Consider the following 16885-nt stretch of genomic DNA (forward strand, 5'->3'; position numbering starts at 1 on the left):
CGCCACCACCCCGACCACCCCGTAGCCGGCCAGCAGCCAGGACACCCGATGCGGGTCGTGCACGCCGACCACGTCGCCGATGATCGTCAGGATGTAGGTGTAGGAGATGAAGTGCGCGATCACCACGATCAGGGTCAGCGCGCAGATCGTCAGCAGCCGCGGGTTGCGGTGGTGGCGCATCCCCGACGCCACGACGGCCCGCTGGTCGGCGGTGAGCGGCAGCGGCGGCAGCACCTTGCGGGCGGCGACCAGCACGGCCGCCGCGGCCACCGCGACCGAGCCCACCGCCACCCGCCAGCCCGCGGTCAGGCTCATCCCGGCCATCAGCGGCACGCCGACCACCAGTCCCAGGCTGGAGCCGACGTAGACGGCCGTGGTCGCCCGCCCGATGTGGGTGGGCGGGACCAGCCGGATCGCGATCGGCGCGAGCACCGCCCACAGCAGCCCGTGGGTCAGCGCGCACAGCGCCCGGCCGGCGACCAGCACCCCGAAGTTGGGGGCCAGCGCCGAGATGGTCTGCGAGACGGTCAGCGACGCCAGGGTGAGCAGCAGGGCGCGCCGGCGGGGCCAGTGCGCGGTCCAGCGCACCAGCGGCACCGTGGCCAGCGCCGCGGCCAGGGCGTACCAGGCCAGCAGGCTGCCGATCACCGCCTCGCTGACCCCGAGGTCGTCCGACATCGCGGTCAGGGCGCCGACCGGCAGGATCTCGGCGGTGACATAGGTGAAGGCGGCGGCGGCCAGCACCGCCAGCTGGATGACGAGCCGCGCCGTCCACGGGCTGGCGCGAGTGGGGGCGGGGTCGGCTGTCATGGTGTCGGGAGCGCACGGCCTCGGGTGCCGTTCACGCTGGCCCCACGGTAGCCGTTCGCCGGATCAGGAGCGGACCAACCGGGCGATGGCCGCGGAGGCTTCGGCCAGTTTGGCTTCGGCTTCCTGGCCGCCGTCGGCGGCGGCGCGGGTCACGCAGTGCCCCAGGTGCTCATCGAGCAGGTTCAACGCCACCGAGCGCAGCGCGCTGTTGGCGGCGCTGATCTGGGTGAGGATGTCGATGCAGTACTTGTCTTCGTCGATCATCCGCGCGATGCCGCGCACCTGGCCCTCGATGCGGCGCAGCCGCTTGGCGTAGGCGTCCTTCTCGGCCGTATAGCCGTGTGGCGCGCTCATCTAGTGTCCCAACATCGTTGTCATCTGGTCGATCTCGGCCTGCTGGGTGTCGATGATGGTGGCGGCCAACGCCTTGGCGTCCGGATTGACGCCGTCGTCGATCTCGGTCTGAGCCATGTCCACGGCACCGCGGTGGTGGTCGATCATCGACTGCAGCCACAGGTCGTCGAAGTCCTTGCCGCTCAAGGTCTTCAGCTTCTCCATGGTGGCGTCGTCGACCATGCCGGCCATCTCGGAGTGGTCGGTGTGGGTGGGCTCGGGAGCCCCCCAGTCCCGCAGGTACTGCTGCAGCGTGTCGATCTCCGGCTGCTGCGCGGCCTTGATGTCCGCGGCGAGCGCGGCCAGCTCCGGGTTGTCGGTACGCTCGGGCACCAGGTCCGACAGGGTCAGCGCCTGCTCGTGGTGCGGGATCATGTCGGTGGCGAACGCGATGTCGGCCGCGTTGTGCTCGGCGGCCTGCTCGGCGCTCGAGGTCGCGGCGACCGTGCTGCCGGTCGTGGTCGTCGACGCCGGCTCGCTGTCGGTGCCGGAACAGCCGGACAGACCGATGGCGAGGGCGGTCAGGAGCACGGGGATCGGCGCCCAGGGCGCGTCGGTGGCGAACATGAAAATCATGATACCCGATACCCCGTCGGGGTATCTGAAGGATTTGGGCGGGCTTGTTTGCCGCGGGCATACTGAACGCCATGACCACAACCCGCAAGGTCACCGACATCAAGCCCCGTAGCCGCGACGTCACCGACGGACTGGAACGCACCGCCGCCCGCGGGATGCTGCGCGCGGTGGGGATGGACGACGACGACTTCGCCAAGCCCCAGATCGGGGTGGCCTCCTCGTGGAACGAGATCACCCCGTGCAACCTGTCGCTGGACCGGCTGGCCAAGGCGGTCAAGGAAGGCGTGTTCGAGGGCGGCGGTTACCCGCTGGAGTTCGGCACCATCTCGGTCTCCGACGGCATCTCGATGGGCCACGAGGGCATGCACTTCTCGCTGGTGAGCCGCGAGGTCATCGCCGACAGCGTCGAGACCGTGATGTGCGCCGAACGCCTCGACGGGTCGGTGCTGCTGGCCGGCTGCGACAAGTCCCTGCCCGGGATGTTGATGGCCGCCGCCCGCCTGGACCTGGCCGCGGTCTTCCTCTACGCCGGGTCGACCATGCCCGGCTACGCCCAGCTCTCCGACGGCACCGAGCGCGAGGTGACGATCATCGACGCCTTCGAGGCGGTCGGCGCCTGTTCGCGCGGGCTGATGTCACGGGAGGACGTCGAGGTGATCGAGCGGTCGATCTGCCCCGGCGAGGGCGCCTGCGGCGGCATGTACACCGCCAACACCATGGCCAGCGCCGCCGAGGCGCTGGGGATGTCGCTGCCCGGCAGCGCTTCTCCCCCGTCGGCCGACCGCCGCCGCGACGGCTACGCCCGGGCCTCCGGCCGCGCCGTGGTCGGATTGCTGCGCCGCGGCATCACCGCCCGCGACATCTTGACCAAGGAGGCGTTCGAGAACGCGATCGCGGTGGTGATGGCCTTCGGCGGGTCGACCAACGCGGTGCTGCATCTGCTGGCGATCGCCCACGAGGCCGAGGTGGACCTCACCCTGGCCGATTTCTCCCGGATCGGCGCACGGGTGCCGCACCTGGCCGACGTGAAGCCGTTCGGGGCGCACGTGATGTATGACATCGACAAGATCGGCGGGGTGCCGGTCATGCTCAAGACGCTGCTGGAGGCCGGGCTGCTGCACGGCGACTGCCTCACCGTGACCGGGCAGACCATGGCCGAGAACATCGCCGAACTCAACCCGCCGGTCGTCGACGGCAAGGTGCTGCACGCGCTGACCAACCCGATCCACCCCAGCGGCGGGATCACCATCCTGCACGGGTCGCTGGCCCCGGAGGGGGCGGTGGTCAAGTCCGCCGGTTTCGACACCGACGTCATCGAGGGCACCGCCCGGGTCTTCGACGGCGAGCGCGCGGCGCTGGATGCCCTGGAGGACGGCACCATCACCGCCGGCGACGCCGTGGTGATCCGCTACGAGGGACCCAAGGGCGGGCCGGGGATGCGGGAGATGCTGGCCATCACCGGCGCGATCAAGGGCGCCGGGCTGGGCAAGGACGTGCTGCTGCTCACCGACGGGCGGTTCTCCGGCGGCACCACCGGGTTGTGCGTCGGGCACGTCGCCCCCGAGGCGGTGGACGCCGGCCCGATCGCGTTCGTGCGCGACGGTGACCGGATCCGGCTGGACGTGGCCAACGGCACCCTCGACGTGCTGGTCGACGCCGACGAGTTCGCCGCGCGCGCCGAGGGCTACACCCCGCCCGCGGCGCGCTACACCACCGGCGTGCTGGCCAAGTACCGCAAGCTGGTGCAGTCCGCGGCGACCGGCGCGATCTGCGGCTGACCGCGCCGCCCCCGACTACGCTCGGCGGCATGGCTATCGGTGCCGATCTCGCCGACCGCTTCAAGATCGACGTCCCGATCCTGCAGGCCGGGATGGGCGGCGGCATCGCCGGCCCGCACCTGGTCGGCGCGGTCGCGCGGGCCGGCGCGCTGGGCACCCTGGGCATCGCTCCGCCCGCCGCGCTGCGGGCCGCGATCGGCGCCGTCCGCGAGATCGCGCCCGGCCGGGCGGTCGCGGTGAACCTGCTCATGCCGTTCGTGCGGCGCGCCCACGTCCGCGCCTGCATCCGTGCCGGCGCCGACGTGGTGGTGCTGGCCTTCGGCGCCCCGACCGCGAACCTGACCGACCTGGTGGCCCAGCTGCGCGCGGCCGGCATCGTGGTGCTGCGCATGGTCGGCACCGCGGCCGAGGCCCGCACGGCCGTCGGCTGGGGTGTCGACGGGCTGATCGCCCAGGGCCGCGAGGCGGGCGGCCATCTGGTGGGCACCTGCACCGCCCTGGATTTCTTGCCCACCGCGCTGGCCGCCGCCGACGGCCGGCCGGTGTTTCTGGCCGGCGGCATCGCCACCGCCGCCGACACCCGGGCCGCCCTGGCGGCCGGCGCGGCCGGCGTGGTCGCGGGCACCCGGTTTCTGCTGACCGCGGAGTCCGGCGCCCACCCCGGCTACCGCAGCCGGGTGCTCGACGCCGAGCGCACCGTGGAGACGACGCTGTTCGGGCTGACCTGGCCGGTGCGCCACCGCGTGGTGCCCAACGCGGTCACCGAACGCTGGTGCCGCCCGGACGGCTCGCCGCGCCGGCTGCCCGCCGCGCTCAATGCCCGCAGCGCCGTGCTGGCGCGCTTCGCCGACCGCACCGCCGGCATCGTGCCCCGGCTCCAGCGTCCCGCGGTGCCGCTGTTCAGCCCGGTCCCGCCGCTGGCCGGGGACCCCGACGCCGCGTTGGAACACACCGCGCTGTATGCCGGGCAGACCGCCCTGCGCATCGATCGGGTGCTCACCGCGGCGCAGGCGGTGGCCGAACTGGACCCGGCGCGGCACGCCGGTTAGCGGACCACCGCCAGGGCGAACCCGTCCCAGCCCTTGGCGCCGACGGTCTGCAGCGCCGCGGCGTCGAGCCGCGGGTCCTCGCCGAGCAGTCGCAGTGCCTCCAGGGTGCCCGCGGCGGCCGCGTCGGGTTCGTCGTGCAGCACGCGCCCGTCGCGGATCACGTTGTCGACGACGATGACGGTGCCGGGCCGGCCCAACTCGACCGCCCACCGCAGGTAGGTGCCGTTGTTCTCCTTGTCGGCGTCGATGAACACCAGGTCGAAGGGTCCGGTGAGGGTGGGCAGCGTCTCGACCGCGGCGCCGACGATCACCTCGACGCGGTCGCCGACGCCGGCGCGGTCGAGGTTCGCCCGGGCCACTTCGGCGTGTTTCGGCTCGTACTCCAGGCTGACCACCGCACCGCCGTCGCCCGCGCCGCGGGCCAGCCAGATCGTGCTGTAGCCGCCGAGGGTGCCCACTTCGAGGATCCGGCGGGCGCCGACGGCGCGGGCCAGCAGGGTCAGGAATTTGCCCTGCTGGGCGGAGACCGCGATCGGCGGCAGCCCCGCGGCGGCGCTCTCCTGCAGGACGGTGGTCATCGTCGGGTCGTCGTCGAGGAGCAGCCGGTCCAGCAGTTCGTCGGCGGCGGCGGGGTCGTGGCTCACGTCCTCCAGCGTAGGCGCCGCTCGCGATTGCATCCCGCTAACCCTTTACCCGATACCCGTATGGGGTATACGGTGGGCGGGACAGATCCCGATCGGAAGGAGAGATCATGGCGAACAACGAGGCGGGCACAGTACTGACGTGTACCCACGAGGGCTGCGGATGCCGCGTGCGGATCGAGGTTCCGTGCAACTGCTCCGGCACCGGCCAGGCCTACCGCTGCACCTGCGGCGCGGACCTGGTCCCGGTTCAGGGCTGAGCCACCGCCGGCGTCAGGACACGCCCTCGCGGGCGTAGACCACCCGCAGCACGTGCCCGACTTCCGGCCCCATGACCAGCGCGGCGAGCGTGCACAACGTCGCCACGAACCGGGGGCCGTGCGGCGGGTCGGCCGCACACAGGTGATGGGCCAGTTCGTGGAGCACCACCAACTCGCGCATCGCCCAGTTCGCGCCACCCCGGGCGGGGACCGCGACCACCGCGGTCCCCGCCCGCTGTTCGTCGTGCGCCTTCTCGTAGTGCGCCGCCGCCACCCCCCGGCGTTCCCGCACCGTCAGCGGGCCGGGGTCGGGCCACTGCTCGCGCACCGCGGGCAGCGCCAGCACCTCATCGACGTAGGCCTGTACCGCCGCGACCGAGCCGAACCGCGCCTCCGGCGGCAGGGTGAGGTTGGCCCCGAAGAACTCCACGGTCCGCGAGCCCCGCGCGGCGGCGCGGTCGAAGACCGTGCGCACGAACTCCTCGGCCGCGTAGACCTTGGCGCGCTGCGAATCCCGGGCGCTCACCGGTCCAGCGCGGCGCGCGCCGACGACAGCTCGGGGCTGGGCCCCAGCCGCGCCCGGCGGCCCGCCCGGTCACCGGCCCGCCGCGCCGCCGAGGAGTACCCCGCCGACGCCCGGCTGGCCCGCCACACCCCGCGGGCCTGCGAGGCGCGCTGGTAGAAGTCGCCGAGTTCCACGTCCTTGTTGCGCAGCGCCACGGCGGTGCCGGGCGCGCCACGGTCCTGCGCCGCCTCGCGGCGGACCTGGTCGCGCGCCTCGCTGAGGCGCTGACCGATCCGGGCGCCGAACGCCAGTTGGAAGTTCAGCCGGGCGGTGATGGTCGCGGTCGGGCGGTGCGCCCCGGAGGCGATGTAGGCGTCGGACGCCCGGACCATCTGCACCACCAGGCCGGCGTAGAGCGCGTGGGTGGCGTCGATGTCCTCGGCGAAGCCGTAGGCGTGGACGAAGGTGGAGTTGGCGGCCACATCGCAGCGCACGTCGTTGGCGGCGGCGATCACCACGAACAGCTGCACATAGGTGCGCAGCCCCTTGGTGCCCGCGGCTCCGATCGTGATCGTGCGCTGCACGGGGGCCTGGGCCGGGGAGCGCCGGTCGGCGTGGCTGCGGGCGACCGCCAGATCGATGGAGGTCGCGGTGGCCAGCCGTTGCGCGGCGGCCATGAACGCCTCGGCCTCATGCGGGTTGTCGGTGCCCTCGGCCTGCCGCAGCAGCGCCGCGATCCGCGCCAGCATCTTGTCCTCGCTCACGGCCTCACCTCAACTCTCCGGTCCGCCCGCGGCGGGCGCCGCGGCACGCTGTCACCACGGTCAAGGTAGGCGCGGACACCGACAGCGCTCAGAGCCGCGCGCCGAGCCAGGCCGTCACGTCGTCGAGCACCCGATCGCCCTCCGGCTCGTTGAACACCTCGTGGAACAGCCCCGGGTAGACCTCCAGGCAGACGTCGGTGGAGCCGACCTGCGCGACCAGCTCGCGGCTGCCCGCCACCGGCACCAGGCCGTCCTCGCCGCCGTGCACCACCAGCAGCGGACAGGCCAGCGCCGACGCCCGCTGCGGCATGCTCTCGCCGACCAGCAACAGCGCCCGCGCCACGCCCGCCGGGACCTTGCCGTGGTGCACCAGCGGGTCGGCGTCGTAGGCGGCCACCACCGCCGGGTCGCGGGAGACCAGCGCGGAATCCAGCGCCTGCACCGGCAGCGCCGGCGCCAGCGCCCCGGCCAGTTTGCCGACGAACGCCACCGCCGCCGGGACCATGGTCTGGGCGGCGACCGCCGGCCCGGACAGCACCATCAGCGTGTAGTCGTCGGGGTGATCGGTGCCGTAGCCGAACACGATCGCGCCGCCCATGCTGTGCCCGAGCACCACCCGCGGCAGTTTCGGGTGCTCGGTGGCGGCGACGCCGACCAGGGTGGCGAAGTCGCCGGTGTACTCGCCGATATCACGCAGGTAGACCCGCCGGCCGCCGGAGCGACCATGGCCGCGGTGGTCGAGTGCGTAGGTGACGAAGCCGGCGTCGGCGAACCGGGCCGCCACGTGGTCGTAGCGGCGGGCGTGCTCACCGAAGCCGTGGGAGAGGATCACCGCCGCGCGCGGTGGGCCCGGCGGGGTCCAGGTGTCGTAGACGATCCGCACACCGCCGACACCGTCGAAGGCCCGCTCCGCGTGGCGGGGTCCACCGGGGGTAGTCATCACGGGCAGCGTAGTCGCCGGCCGCGGTCGCTGCGGCAGGCCGCCGCCGCGGCTGGGGAGGAAAACGTGGCGCACGAGACCTCGTAGCCGGATGTTGACGCAGGTCACAACGGGCGGGGAACCCGCAGTTGGAACGTGTTCCGCAGAAGTGGCATGATCGCGGGTCATGAAAACCAAGGGCGCGCTGCTGTGGGAGCTGAACTCGGGGTTCCGGGTCGACGAGATCGAACTGGGTGACCCGGTCGCCGACGAGGTTCAGATCCGGATGCACGCCGCGGGCATGTGCCATTCCGACTATCACCTGACCACCGGCGCCACCCCGATCGGCCTGCCCGCCCTGGGCGGCCACGAGGGCGCCGGCGTGGTGACCAAGGTCGGCAAGAACGTGACCGGGATCGAGGAGGGCGACCACGTCATCCTGGCGTTCATCCCGGCCTGCGGCGCCTGTCCGCCGTGCCTGAAGGGCTTCCGCTCGCTGTGTGACCGCGGCGCGGTGCTGCTCGGCGGCAAGGCCATCGCCGACGACACCCACCGCATCCACGCCGGTTCGCACGGCGTCTCCCCGATGAACCTGCTGGGCACCTTCGCGCCGTACATGACCGTGCACAAGGACTCGGTGGTCAAGATCGACCCGGACGTGCCGTTCGAGTCCGCCGCGATCATGGGCTGCGCGGTGCCCACCGGGTTCGGCTCGGCCACCAACGTCGCCGAGGTGCAGCCCGGCGAGTCGGTGATCATCGTCGGGGTCGGCGGGATCGGGATGAGCGCCCTGCAGGGCGCGGTGCTCGCCGGGGCGCGGCACGTGATCGCCATCGACCCGGTGGAGTACAAGCGCGAGCAGGCGATCAAGTTCGGCGCCACCCACGTCTACCCGTCGATGGCCGAGGCCATCGCCCCGGTGATGGAGCTGACCTGGGGCATCATGGCGCAGAAGACCATCATCGCGGTCGGCGAGATGCGCGGCGAGATGCTCGAGGAGGCGATGACGCTGACCGCCAAGACCGGCACCTGCGTGGTGACCGGCATGGGCGCGATGACCGACGCCGACGTCAAACTCAACCTGTTCCTGTTCACCATGTTGCAGAAGACGCTGAAGGGCAACATCTTCGGTGGCGGCAACTCGCACGTCGAGACGCCGCGGCTGGTCGGGCTGTACAAATCCGGGCTGCTCAAGGTCGACGAGATGGTGACCAAGACCTACAAGCTCGAGGACATCAACGAGGGCTACCAGGACATGCTCGACGGCACGACCATCCGCGGTGTGATCACCTTCGACGAGTCCGACTGGTAACAGCCGGCCCGGCCGGTCACCCCAGTACCCTGAGGCGATGACCGCCCCCGTCGAGGTCCGACGCGCCGCGGACCGCACCGTCACCCAAACCCCCTGGCTGACCTCGACGCATTCCTTCTCGTTCGGCGACTACTACGACCCGGGCAACACCCACCACGGGGTGCTGCTGGTGCACAACGAGGACGTCGTCGCCCCCGATTCCGGCTACGACACCCACCCGCACCGGGACATGGAGATCCTGACCTGGGTGCTCGCCGGGGAACTCTCGCACCGGGATTCGCTGGGCAACGCCGGGGTGATCTATCCGGGGCTGGCGCAGCGGATGTCCGCCGGCGCCGGCATCGAGCACTCCGAGCGCAACGAGTCGTCCCGGACCCCGGTGCACTTCGTGCAGATGTGGGTGCTGCCCGACCGGGCCGGCGGCCCTCCCGGGTACCAGCAGGCCGAGGTCGACGACGCGCTGCGCGGCGGTGACCTGGTGCCGATCGCCTCCGGGCTGCCCGACCGGCCGGGTGCCATCACGATCGGAAACCGCAATGTCGCCCTGCACGCCGCGCGGCTGCGCCCCGGCCGCGCCGTCGTCCTGCCCGATGCCCGCTACCTGCACCTCTACGTGACCCGCGGATGTGCCAAGGTAGCCGATGTCGGCACGCTCGAGGCCGGGGACGCGCTGCGGGCCACCGCGGCCGCACCCGGCCCGGTCACCGCCGACGCCGACGCCGAGATCCTGGTGTGGGAGATGCGCGCCGGCCTGGGCGATTAGCCCGCGCCGGCGCGGGAGAACGCGAGATGACGAGGAGCGCGCGGTGAGCGAAGATCCGCAGCCCCCGGCCGTGGTGGCCCGGGGTATCACGATGAGCGGCCCGTGGGGCCCGGTCTACGGACCCATCGACCTCGATATCGAGCGCGGCGGGGTCACCGCGCTGATCGGGACCGCCGGGACCGGGCGCACCGCGCTGCTGATGACGCTGGCCGGTCGGATGCGCCCGGGGTCGGGGTCGTTGACCGTGCTCGACCGCACCTCGGCGAAGGACATCTTCGCGCTCAGCGCGCTGGCCGGTATCGAGCAGATCGACACGGTGGCCGAATCGGTGCGGGTCGGCGACCTGATCACCGAGCAGCTGCGCTGGAACGCCCCCTGGTACCGGCTGATCCGGCGGGCCGATCAGGCCGACCTGGAGGCGGTGTGCCGGCCGGTGTTCGGCCCGCTGCCGCTGCCCGGCATCGACGAGTACGTCGAACAACTCACCGAGCTCGACGGGCTGCTGCTGCGGATCGCCCTGGCCAACACCCATCGGCTGCCGATGCTGATCGTCGGCAGCCTCGACCAGGTGACCAGCCTGCGCAACCACGACGAGCTGGTGCGCCGGCTGGTCGCGCTCGGGGAGGAGCAGACCGTGATCACCTCCTCGGCCAACCCCATCCCCGACGAGCTGGGCGTGCGCGCCCAGCTGCACGTCGAGAATCTCTCGCACGCCGAGCTCGCCGCCACTGCGCAGAAAGGCCGTGACTGACCATGCTTGCCGGGATGTCCTTGGGCACCGACGTCAAGCGCTACGCGCGCGGCGTGATGCCGCGGGTCGCGCTGCTCACCATCATCGTGTTGCCGCTGCTCTACGGCGCGATGTACCTGTGGGCGTTCTGGAACCCGTTCGCCGCGGTCGACAAGGTGCCGGTGGCGCTGGTCAACGAGGACCAGGGCGCCACCGTCCAGGACCGCACGCTGACGGCCGGCGACGACGTGGCCCGCCAGCTCGTCGACTCCGGGGAGCTCGACCTGCACCAGGTGTCGGCCGCCGAGGCCGCCGCCGGTGTGGCCCGCGGCGACTACTACTTCTCGATCACCCTGCCGCGTGACTTCAGCGCCGCCATCGCCTCCCCGACCAGCGACAACCCGCACAAGGCGCAGATCCAGTTCCAGTTCAACGACGCCAACAGCTACCTGGCCTCGATCATGGGCCAGAACGCCGCGCGGGAGGTGCTCAACCAGGTCAGCGCCGGCGTGGGCACCCAGGTGATCGGCGCCGCGCTGGGCGAGCTGACCGATTCCGGCGCGGGGATCAAGAAGGCCGCCGACGGCGCCGGGCAGCTGCACGACGGGCTGGTCACCGCCAACTCCGGCGCCACCGAACTCGCCGACGGTGCGCACACCCTGGCGGCGAACATGGTGACCGCCCGGGACGGGTCGGCCACCCTGGCGGCCGGGGTCAACCAGTTGACCACCGGGATCGAGGCGGCGACCGCGCCGCTGGTCGACGTCCTCGACAGCGTCGAAGGTCTGGGCCTGGACCCGGTCGCGGTGGGCGAGACCGCCGCACACCTGGGCCGCTCGATCCGCACCGCCGCCGACCGGGTCGCCGGCCTGGGCATCGACTACGTGCAGGCCTCGGCCATCGTCGACCAGGTGGCCGGCGCGCTGATCGGCAACCCCGATCCCACCCTGGACCAGCTGGGCAAGACCCTGTCGGGCGCGCAGCGGCTGATGGCCCAGCGCGGCATTGACCCGGCCACCGACGAGGGGCTCAACCGGTTGCGCGCCGACGCCCAGCGCCTGGAGAGCGAACTGATCAACCCGGACAGCAAGTTCCGGCAGTTTCTCACCAAGGCCGTCAACGGCGGGCTCAAGTCCGACGTGATCCAGTTGCGCAGCGGCGCAGCACAACTCAACGCCGGGGCGCAGCAGCTCAGCGACGGGCTGGTGCAGCTGACCGACGGCAGTTTCCAGCTGGCCGACGGCGCCGACCAACTCGCCGACGGGACAGCGCAGTTGCGCGACGGGGCCGCCGAACTGGCCGACGGGCTGCAGACCGGCGCCGACCAATTGCCGACCTGGACCGACAAACAGCGCGACGAGGTCGCCCAGACCGTGGCCAGCCCGGTCGGCGTGGACCTGGACTTCACCAACCACGCCGCCACCTTCGGCACCGGTTTCGCGCCGTTCTTCCTGCCGCTGGCGCTGTTCATCGGTGCCCTGATCATCTGGATGCTGCTCACTCCGCTGCAGGCCCGCGCGATCGTCAGCGGGCTCAGTCCGCTGCGGGTGGTGCTGGCCTCCTACTGGCCGGCGCTGCTGCTGGTGGCCTGCCAGGTGACCCTGATGTATACGGTGGTGCACTTCGGTGTCGGGCTCGACGCGAAGTACCCGCTGGGCACGGTGGCGTTCCTGCTACTGGTCGGGGCGTCGTTCCTGGCGCTGATCCAGGCGTTCAACGCGGTCTTCGGGGTGGCCGTCGGCCGCGTGGTGACGTTGGCGTTCCTGATGTTCCAGCTGGTGTCCTCCGGCGGGGTGTACCCGGTGGAGACCACCGCGCGGCCGTTCCAGATCCTGCACCCGTTCGACCCGATGACCTACGCGGTCGACGGGTTGCGCGAGCTGACCGTCGGCGGTATCGATTCGCGACTCTGGTTCTCCGTCGCGGTGCTCACCGGGATCCTGGTGGTCTCGTTGGCGGCCAGCTCCATCGCCGCCCGCCGCGGCAGGCAGTACACCATGGAGCGCCTCCACCCGCCGATCGAGGTGTGAGCGAAACTCCAAGCGCCCGACCGTGATTGCGGTGTGATCGAAACGGTATACGGCCGTTATTTATGTTGACAGTGTTGTCAATGTGGCTATCGTGGTTTCTGCGTTTTCAGTTTCTGTTGTTTCGATCAATGTTCCGGGAGAGGGCGATCCGTGCCGACCTCAGCACTGTCCCGGCGCGCGCTGACCGGCCTGGCCGCGATGTTGTGCGCGGTGCTCGCCGGCGCGCTGAGCGCCCCGGTGGCCCGCGCCGACGGCCGGGACCTGCTGGAGGCCGCGATCGCCAACACCCGCGGCGCCTACCTGGTCTACAACTTCGGCAGCGGGCACCCCGCCCCGATGCTCGACGCCTCCGGCCGCTGGTATGAGATGAACAACGGCGGACACCTGATGACGATCAAGTCGGCGGCCCAACGCCTTTCGCCGCATCTGCTCGTCGACAGCCACCAGGGCGCCCAGGCCCGCTGTGAACGCGACCCCCGCGCCCGCACCAGCGAGGGGCTCTGGCAGGCCTCCGAGATCTATTCGCCGCTGCAGGCCTGGCAGGCGCTGGGCAAGCCGACGATCGCGATCAACGCGAACTTCTTCGACGTGCGCGGCCAGAAGGGCGGCTCCTGGCGCAGCACCGGGTGCAGTTCCCCGCTGGGCGTCTGGGTGGACAACACCCGCGGGCAGGGCCGGGCCAACATGGCGGTGACCGGCACCATCCCGTATGCGGGCAAGCAGGGCCTGTCCGGCGGCGGCGAGCACTGGTCCACGCTGGCGACGATGATCCTGCCCACCGGAGGCGCCCCGTATGTGGTGTGGCCCAAGGGCGGCCGGGACGGCGGGGACTACGACGCCGCCGGCCCGCTGGTCACCGACCTGGTGAACAAGGGCGCCCGGTTCGTGGCGGTCAGCGGGCTGGGACTGCTCGCGCCCGGCCACACCGGTCAACTCAACGACGGCGGGCCGAGCGCGGCGCGCACCGCGCTGGCCTACTCGCGCGCCAAGGATGAGATGTACGTATTCCAGGGCGGCAGCTACACCCCGGACAACATCCAGGACCTGTTCCGCGCCTTGGGCAGTGACAACGCGGTGCTGCTCGACGGCGGCGGGTCCTCGGCGATCGTGCTGCGCCGCGACACCGGCGGGATGTGGGCGGGCGCCGGAGTCCCGAAGGGCTCCTGCGACACCCGCGAGGTGCTCTGCGACTCCCGCGAACGCGCGCTGCCCAGCTGGCTGGCGTTCAACTGACGTCAGCCGTCGGTGGCTCCTGGGCGGTCGGGCCGTGCCGGAAGAGCAGCATGCTCACCGCCACCACCGCCGCGGTCAACGCGATCACCGGCGCGACCATCCACCGGGACAGGGTCGCGCCGACCACCGCGCCCCCGCACATGGCCGCCACCACGCTGTAGCGCAGCTTTTCCCGCGCCCCGGTGCCGCCGGCCAGCCGCGAGTCCAGCCCGATGCCCACGATCGTCGAGGTGAGCACGGTGGTGTACAGCTCGGAGATCCCGAATTGGCGGGCGGTGCAGTTCTGCAGCCCGAACGCGGCGGCCAGCCCGGCGACCAGGATCAGCGTGGTCTGGTCGTGGTAGCGCAGCACTCCCGCGCCGGCCAGCGCGGCCAGTCCGGCCAGCATCGCGATCTCGACCGTCAGCGCGACGGTGAGCCAGGTGCGCGCCCGGTCGCCGAACCGGCGCACCAGCCGCCCGCCGACGATCGCGCCGACGAGGAAGCCCGCGACCGCCACCACGGCGCCGCTGAGCGAGATGGTCGAGTTCGGCACGAACAGAAAGCCCAGGAAGATCGCGTTACCGGTCATGTTGGCCACGAAGACGTGCCCGAGCACCAGGACGCTGATCGCGTCGATCAGGCCGGTGGCGAAGGTCAGCATCAGCAGCGCCGCCACCGTGTGGCGCCGCGGAACCGGTGAGCTGATCGCCATCGGCGCGCGGTCTCTCAGCCGGCGGTCACGGGTGCTCGACGTCGCTGGCCAGCCAGCGCCCGTCCACCTTCTCCATGGTCAACACGATGCGGCTGCGGTCCAGCTGCACCTGCGGCAGCTTGTTGTTGCGCACCGACTGGTCGACGAACAACATCACCTCCACCCGGTCCTTGGCGGCCGACTTCACCGCGGCGTCGATGACGGTGCCGTGCGCGGCGGCCGCGTTCGCGATCAGCGCCTCGCGCAGTTGCTCACTGGACTGGCTGTAGAGGTCGTGGAAGGTGCCGGTGGAACCGTCGAGCACGTCGGTGAACGTCCGGTCGATGCGCTCGGGGTCCACGTTGGCCAACGTCACGGTGAACTCCTTGGCCGCCTCCAGGGCCTCGCTGGCGGCGGTGTCCACCACGTGCCGCTGGTAGACGAACCAGCCCTCCACCCCGATCCCGGCGAGCAGCGCCGCCGCCACCCCGATCCCGATGCCCAGGGCGAGCCGCGACGGGCCCCGCTTGGCCGGCGCCGTCGTCCAGGTCTTCGGATCCAGATCGGGGTAGTCCGCGGCCGCCGTCTCAGCCGCCTCGCTGGCCTCGGTGACCTCGGCGCCGGCCGACTCGGTGATCTCGGTGGCGCCCCGCTCGGTCGACTCGGTCGCGTCTTCAGCGGCCGGGTCGGCGGCGTTCGCCTTGTTTGCCTTATCGGTGTTCGCCTTTGCGGTGCTCACCCTGAACAACCCTTCATGAACCCCTTCACAACCGCTTCCCCTTCACAACCGTCCGCACCCCACCGGGGTGACCGGACGTTCGGGCAAACGACTCGTTCCGCCGATCGGTGCCGGCCTGGATCTGAGTAGGCCACCCTACCCGCCGTGGCTGGGGCTAGTGGCACGCTCCGGACGACTTCAGGGCGTCGCCCCACCCGGTGGCGTGCACGATGTTGGCGTGCGCCACCCCCGACGGCTTGCGCTGTTTGATGTTCTCACTGACCCGGGTCAGCTGGAACATCGTCTTGGTGATGTATTCCCCGCCGTAGATCGGCGAGTACGGACCGAAGTTGTCCGGCGTGTTGCGGATCGTCAGCGGTTGCAGGCGCGGCGCGAGGAACCCGGTCGACTGGTCGATGTTGGCGACGACGGCGTCGGCCTGCGCGCCGACCGCACCGTAGTCATCGCGATGCCCGGCGAGGTTGTTGTTGAAATCGTTGATCTGGCCCATCAATTGGTCGTATTGGGCGTTGAACCACTGGCAGGAGTCGGACATGCCGCTGATCATCTCGGGGGTCACCTGATAGGTGAAGGTGCTGTAGGGCCAGATGTCGAAGTTGGGTTTCCAGTCGGTGGGCCCGGGGGTGAACACCGGCAACGGCGGGGGCACCTGGTCGGCGTCGGCGGCGGCCGGACCGGCCAGCGCGACGGCGCCGGCCAGCAGCGCCGCGGCCAGGACCGCCACGCGGCGCTTCACTGCGTTCGGGCCCATCTGCATCCTCCTGAACCGCCCTGCCTGACCCGAGCAGTATCCCCGAAAGACGCCGCGCGGCTCACCGGAATCGGCATCCCGGCCGATCCCGGCTGATCATTGCCTGAAACCACGCCGCCCGGGTCCTGCCATGGGTCATCATGACCGCCATGAGCAAAGCGTGCGGCGAGGCCGCGGCGCCGCCCGGTCGCGGGAGAGCCCACCTCCGCGGCAGCGATTTGTCGAAATCGGGTACGGTAATCGCCGAAACCTACCCAAGAGTCAGTTTGCTGGCTACCATACCGGCGGTGAATCGCCTCACCATCGCGCCGAAACCGGTGTCGCCGATCCGCTACCCAGGGAGAAAGTCAGCATGAGCGTTCCCGTTGACGAGACCTCCCAAACCCGGCCCGAAGGCACGGCCGCGATCGAGGATTGGGCCGCCGGTTATGTCCGCCGGCACCCGCTGGCCTCGCTCACCACCGTCGGCCAGCAGTGCGTCCTGGGGGCGCGCACCATCCAGTACTTCTTCATCGACCTGTTCACCAACCGGTTCCAGTGGGGCGAGTTCGTCCGGCAGGGCGCCTTCATGGCCGGCACCGCGGTGCTGCCCACGATCCTGATGGCAGTGCCGATCGGGGTGACGCTGTCGATCCAGTTCGCGCTGCTGGCCAACCAGGTCGGTGCGACGTCGCTGGCCGGCGCGGCCAGCGGTTTGGCGGTCATCCGGCAGGCGGCCTCACTGGTGGCCGCGGTGCTGATGGCCTCCGCCGTCGGATCGGCGATCACCGCCGACCTCGGCTCGCGCACCATGCGGGAAGAGACCGACGCGATGGAGGTCATGGGCGTCTCGGTGATCCGGCGGCTGGTGGTGCCGCGCTTCGCCGCCTCGATCATGATCGGTGTCGCCCTGACCGGCATCACCAGCTTTGTCGGGTTTTTGGCGAGCTACCTGTTCAACGTCTATTTCCAGCACGGCG

The 16885-nt window shown here is 71.3% G+C and carries 19 protein-coding genes; 9 read left to right on the forward strand and 10 right to left on the reverse strand.

Annotated elements, in window-relative coordinates; translation table 11 throughout:
- The 3 genes from A5643_RS01330 to A5643_RS01340 form a co-directional block, all read right to left on the reverse strand.
- On the reverse strand, positions 1–810 hold an 810-nt coding region (locus A5643_RS01330), incomplete at its 3' end, for an MFS transporter (protein WP_066851230.1).
- 63 nt (positions 811–873) lie between these two features.
- Positions 874–1164, reverse strand: coding sequence for a copper-sensing transcriptional repressor RicR (gene ricR, locus A5643_RS17965; protein ID WP_066851231.1), 291 nt, complete (start codon positions 1162–1164; stop codon positions 874–876).
- Positions 1165–1770 carry a DUF305 domain-containing protein gene (locus A5643_RS01340; RefSeq protein WP_066851245.1) on the reverse strand — a complete coding sequence of 202 codons (606 nt, stop codon included), beginning with the start codon at positions 1768–1770 and terminating at the stop codon, positions 1165–1167.
- 80 nt (positions 1771–1850) lie between these two features.
- Here A5643_RS01340 and ilvD point away from each other — a divergent pair, with 80 nt between their 5' ends.
- Both ilvD and A5643_RS01350 read left to right on the forward strand, forming a co-directional pair.
- A complete protein-coding gene (gene ilvD / locus A5643_RS01345; RefSeq protein WP_066851232.1) occupies positions 1851–3557 on the forward strand; it encodes a dihydroxy-acid dehydratase in 1707 nt (568 codons plus the stop codon).
- Between the two features lie 29 nt (positions 3558–3586).
- Entirely contained in the window at positions 3587–4606 is a 1020-nt protein-coding gene (locus A5643_RS01350; RefSeq protein WP_066851233.1) for an NAD(P)H-dependent flavin oxidoreductase, read from the forward strand.
- Here the strand turns inward: A5643_RS01350 and A5643_RS01355 are convergent.
- Positions 4603–5283: an O-methyltransferase gene (locus A5643_RS01355; protein ID WP_082948653.1), complete on the reverse strand. Its 681-nt coding sequence runs from the start codon at positions 5281–5283 to the stop codon at positions 4603–4605. The two genes, A5643_RS01350 and A5643_RS01355, sit on opposite strands and share 4 nt — an antisense overlap.
- A 74-nt stretch (positions 5284–5357) precedes the next feature.
- Between A5643_RS01355 and mymT the strand changes: the two genes are divergently transcribed.
- A complete protein-coding gene (mymT, locus tag A5643_RS01360) occupies positions 5358–5507 on the forward strand; it encodes a copper-binding metallothionein MymT (protein WP_066851235.1) in 150 nt (49 codons plus the stop codon).
- A 13-nt stretch (positions 5508–5520) separates the two neighbouring features.
- Here mymT and A5643_RS01365 read toward each other — a convergent pair whose 3' ends face one another.
- The 3 genes from A5643_RS01365 to A5643_RS01375 form a co-directional block, all read right to left on the reverse strand.
- Positions 5521–6033, reverse strand: coding sequence for a TIGR04338 family metallohydrolase (locus A5643_RS01365; RefSeq protein WP_066851236.1), 513 nt, complete (start codon positions 6031–6033; stop codon positions 5521–5523).
- Positions 6030–6776, reverse strand: a complete 747-nt coding sequence (locus A5643_RS01370) for a DUF2786 domain-containing protein (RefSeq protein ID WP_066851237.1) — start codon at positions 6774–6776, stop codon at positions 6030–6032. The genes A5643_RS01365 and A5643_RS01370 overlap by 4 nt, the downstream gene beginning before the upstream one ends.
- 88 nt (positions 6777–6864) lie before the next feature.
- Positions 6865–7716, reverse strand: a complete 852-nt coding sequence (locus A5643_RS01375) for an alpha/beta hydrolase (RefSeq protein ID WP_066851238.1) — start codon at positions 7714–7716, stop codon at positions 6865–6867.
- Positions 7717–7882: 166 nt separating this feature from the next.
- On the opposite strand from A5643_RS01375, the gene A5643_RS01380 reads away from it, so the two are divergent.
- The 5 genes from A5643_RS01380 (at position 7883) to A5643_RS01400 (ending at position 13763) form a co-directional block, all read left to right on the forward strand.
- Positions 7883–9007 carry an NDMA-dependent alcohol dehydrogenase gene (locus tag A5643_RS01380; protein ID WP_066851239.1) on the forward strand — a complete coding sequence of 375 codons (1125 nt, stop codon included), beginning with the start codon at positions 7883–7885 and terminating at the stop codon, positions 9005–9007.
- 37 nt (positions 9008–9044) lie between these two features.
- Positions 9045–9770, forward strand: coding sequence for a pirin family protein (locus A5643_RS01385; protein ID WP_066851240.1), 726 nt, complete (start codon positions 9045–9047; stop codon positions 9768–9770).
- A 91-nt stretch (positions 9771–9861) separates the two neighbouring features.
- Positions 9862–10521: an ATP-binding cassette domain-containing protein gene (locus A5643_RS01390; protein ID WP_082948654.1), complete on the forward strand. Its 660-nt coding sequence runs from the start codon at positions 9862–9864 to the stop codon at positions 10519–10521.
- Positions 10522–10523: 2 nt separating this feature from the next.
- Positions 10524–12530, forward strand: coding sequence for a YhgE/Pip domain-containing protein (locus A5643_RS01395; protein WP_066851242.1), 2007 nt, complete (start codon positions 10524–10526; stop codon positions 12528–12530).
- Positions 12531–12728: 198 nt separating this feature from the next.
- Positions 12729–13763: a phosphodiester glycosidase family protein gene (locus A5643_RS01400; protein WP_066851246.1), complete on the forward strand. Its 1035-nt coding sequence runs from the start codon at positions 12729–12731 to the stop codon at positions 13761–13763.
- On the opposite strand, the gene A5643_RS01405 is transcribed toward A5643_RS01400, so the two are convergent.
- The 3 genes from A5643_RS01405 to A5643_RS01415 form a co-directional block, all read right to left on the reverse strand.
- Positions 13756–14457: a YoaK family protein gene (locus tag A5643_RS01405; protein ID WP_066851243.1), complete on the reverse strand. Its 702-nt coding sequence runs from the start codon at positions 14455–14457 to the stop codon at positions 13756–13758. The two genes, A5643_RS01400 and A5643_RS01405, sit on opposite strands and share 8 nt — an antisense overlap.
- A 25-nt stretch (positions 14458–14482) precedes the next feature.
- Positions 14483–15175, reverse strand: coding sequence for an Rv1363c family protein (locus tag A5643_RS01410; protein ID WP_156628429.1), 693 nt, complete (start codon positions 15173–15175; stop codon positions 14483–14485).
- A 154-nt stretch (positions 15176–15329) separates the two neighbouring features.
- Positions 15330–15926, reverse strand: coding sequence for a hypothetical protein (locus A5643_RS01415; protein WP_066851248.1), 597 nt, complete (start codon positions 15924–15926; stop codon positions 15330–15332).
- A 352-nt stretch (positions 15927–16278) separates the two neighbouring features.
- Between A5643_RS01415 and A5643_RS01420 the strand changes: the two genes are divergently transcribed.
- The coding region (locus A5643_RS01420; protein ID WP_066851244.1) for an MlaE family ABC transporter permease at positions 16279–16885 on the forward strand (607 nt) is incomplete at its 3' end.

The sequence above is a fragment of the Mycobacterium sp. 1274756.6 genome (assembly GCF_001668625.1).
Taxonomy (GTDB): Bacteria; Actinomycetota; Actinomycetes; order Mycobacteriales; family Mycobacteriaceae; genus Mycobacterium.